This window comes from Frankia sp. AgB1.9 (assembly GCF_016786355.1).
In the GTDB taxonomy this organism is placed as follows: domain Bacteria; phylum Actinomycetota; class Actinomycetes; order Frankiales; family Frankiaceae; genus Pseudofrankia.
This window is the reverse complement of the sequence record NZ_JADWYX010000185.1, coordinates 1-2,948: the sequence shown is the minus strand read 5'-3', so window position 1 is coordinate 2,948 and position 2,948 is coordinate 1. Positions and strand designations below refer to the sequence as shown.

The window sequence follows — 2,948 nt, the reverse complement described above, 5'->3', positions numbered from 1 at the left end:
GCGGGGGGGGGGGGGGGGGGGGGGGGGGGGGGGGGGGGGGGGGGGGGGGGGGGGGGGGGGGGCGGGGGGGGGGGCCCGGGGGGGGCCCCCCCCCCCCCGGCCCGCCGTCTGACGGGCGCTGAGCGCCCGTCTCACGCTGGATCGTGGTTGGTGTGGATGACGGTGGTTGGTCGCGGTCCATGGTCGGGACCACGGGTCGCGTGGGGTGCGCGGGTCTCGGCCACGGTCCGACGGGCGCTGAGCGCCCTGCTGGTGGTTGTTTGATCGCTGTTTCGGCCCTCGGGTGGTTGTCCACGGGGCCGGACTACGACCACCCGAGGGCCAAGACGGCGATCAAGCCGTCGCCCGGCGGCTCGGCGGGCCTGCTGCCCCACCCGCCCGGCGCCGGGCGGGTGGGTATGGGCTTGTGGGTGAGGGGGGCGAATGTTGTCCGGGGGTGGCGCGGGGCGGTGCGGGCGGTGGCGTCCGGCGGCCGGTCGTTCTGCGAGGATGCGTGCTGATCGTCGCCGTGCGTTCCGGGCCGGCCCGCTCGAGGCCCGGCCGGGTCGACCTCGTCGAGCCAGCCACAACCCCGTCGCGGCCCGGACGTTCCATCCTGTCGCCTTCCCCCAAAGGACCTCCGTGCCCGTGACCAGGAGTCTTCGTCCCGTGTCCCTGCTTCCGTCCGTGCCCGCCGGCGGCCGCGGTGCGCGCGCGCGGATGGCCTTCGCCGCGTCGGCGGCGACTGTGGTGCTGCTCGCCGCCGCGGCCGCGGGATGTAGCTCGAACACCGCTCCCGACGGCACGGCCGCGGCGCCGGTGCCGTCGCCGACGGTGGCCGTTGTGCCGGCGACCGTGCTGCCGGTGGTCGGCAACCCGACGAACCTGACCGTCCAGCCGGCCGTCGGCGCGGGCCAGGGCCTGCCCCCGACCAAGCTCGTCGTGAAGGACCTGGTGGCCGGGACCGGCACCCCGGCGACCTCGTCGGCCACGGTGACGGTCAACTATGTAGGCGTGCTTTGGAACACCGGGAAGACGTTCGACGCCTCCTGGACTGGCGGCCAGCCGGCGACGTTCCCCCTCGACCAGGTCATCCCCGGGTTCGCCCAGGGCATCGCGGGCAGCGTGAGTGACGCCGTGGCGGGCATGCGGGTCGGCGGCCGCCGCGAGATCGTCATCCCGCCGGCGCTCGGCTACGGCCCGCAGGGCGGCCAGGGCTCGATCAAGGCCGACGACACGATCGTGTTCGTCGTCGACCTGCTGGACGTGACCGCCAGCGCCACCGCGACCGCTCCCACCACTGCCACCCCCACCAGCACGGCCGCGGCCAACGGCTAGTCCCGCCCGCCAGTGCCGTCCGCAGTGCCGTCCGCCAGAGCCCGCCCGTCGTCTTGATCGCCGTTTTCGCCCTCCCGTGGTCGTGAACAGGCAGCGACAACGACCACCCGAGGGCCGAACCACCGATCATGGAGGCGGCGAGCCGGGCGAAGCCGCCGGCGGCGGCACTGGCCCCCGATGGACCCGGCCGGCGGGCGTCTCACCGTCCGCGGCCGACATACGGAACCCAGCCACGGTCCGTACCAGGGACGGTCTGTACCCAGCCACGGTCCTGACACTGGACCGGCGCCAGCCCCCGACATCCACGTCCCCCTCGCTCCAGGCCGGGCCGGGCCCCCTAGGGGCTCGGCCCGGTTGGGCGGAAGCGGGCGCGCTAGCGCCCTTCTTCCGCCCAACCGATACCCTCACTGGGTGTGTCCCGGCGACGGCTGGAGCGGCTGCTCAATCTGACGATGTGCCTCATGGCGACATCGCGCTTCCTCACCGTGTCCGAGATCGGGGACATGGTCGACGGCTACGAGCCGGGGCATGACGACGACGCCCACGAGGCGTTCCGCCGGATGTTCGAGCGCGACAAGCAGTACCTGCGTGACCTGGGCATCCCGCTCGAGACCGGCCAGGACGGGTACGGCGACGAGGTCGGCTACCGGATTCGCCGCGACGACTACGCGCTGCCGGAGATCCGCCTGAGCCCGGACGAGGCGGCGGCCCTCGCGCTGGCGGCCCGGCTGTGGTCGACGGCGTCGCTCGCGGCCCCGGCGGCGAGCGCGTTGCGCAAGCTGTCGGCGGGCGGTGCGGCGACCAGCCCGGGCCTGGGGACCCGTGCCACCGGTGACGGGACGGCCCCCGGCCCCGGGCCGGCGGAGCTGTTCGGCCTGGACGGGCTGGAGCCGCGGGTCGACGCGGCCGAGCCGGCGTTCGAGCCCTGCCTGGCGGCGTTGCAGGAGCGCCGGGCGATCCGGTTCCCGTACCGGAAGCCGGGGGAGCCGGAGGCGGCCGACCGGCTGGTCGAGCCGTGGGGGGTGCTGTCCTGGCGCGGCCGCTGGTATCTGGCCGGCCACGACCGGCGCCGGGGCGCGCCGCGGGTGTTCCGGCTGTCGCGGGTCGCCGGCCCGGTGCGGCCCGTCGGGCCGGCGGGCGCGGTGACGGTGCCGGCCGGGGTGGACCTGCGGTCGATGGTCACGATGTCGACCTCGTCGAGCCCGGACCGGGTGCGTACGGCGACGCTGGCGGTCCGGGTCGGGGCGGGCCACGCGCTGCGCCGCCGCGGCCGCCCGCTCCCGGCCGACGGGGCGGACGCGGCCGCGGGGGGTGGCGTGACCCCCGCCGCCGGTCTCGCCGCGGGCGACGGACGGCCGGGGGCCGGCTCGGACATGGACGTGCTCCGGATCGGCTTCGTCGACCCGGAGCGGATGGCCCGCTGGGTCGCCGGCTACGGCGCCGACGTCGTGGTGCTCGGCCCGCCGGACCTGCGCGCCGAGGTCGTGCGCCGGTTGTCCGCCGTCGCCGGCGAGGGCCCGGCGGCCGGCACGGCCCCGGCCGCGCTCGACCTCGGCGGGCTGGTCGGCGACGGCCCGGTCGCGGCCCCCGCGGGGGGCGCGCCCGGGGGCGCCGCGGCCCGGGGCCCCCCC

Annotated in this window: 2 protein-coding genes; both read left to right on the top strand. The window is 77.1% G+C overall.

Annotated features, from left to right (window positions below; translation table 11 throughout):
• The first annotated feature begins 648 nt into the window (after positions 1-648).
• Positions 649-1,317, top strand: a complete 669-nt coding sequence (locus I6A60_RS38800) for an FKBP-type peptidyl-prolyl cis-trans isomerase (RefSeq protein WP_203017210.1) — start codon at positions 649-651, stop codon at positions 1,315-1,317.
• 461 nt (positions 1,318-1,778) lie between these two features.
• Positions 1,779-2,948 (top strand): YafY family protein (locus I6A60_RS38795; protein WP_238437152.1); only part of this gene is annotated, 1,170 nt, incomplete at its 3' end.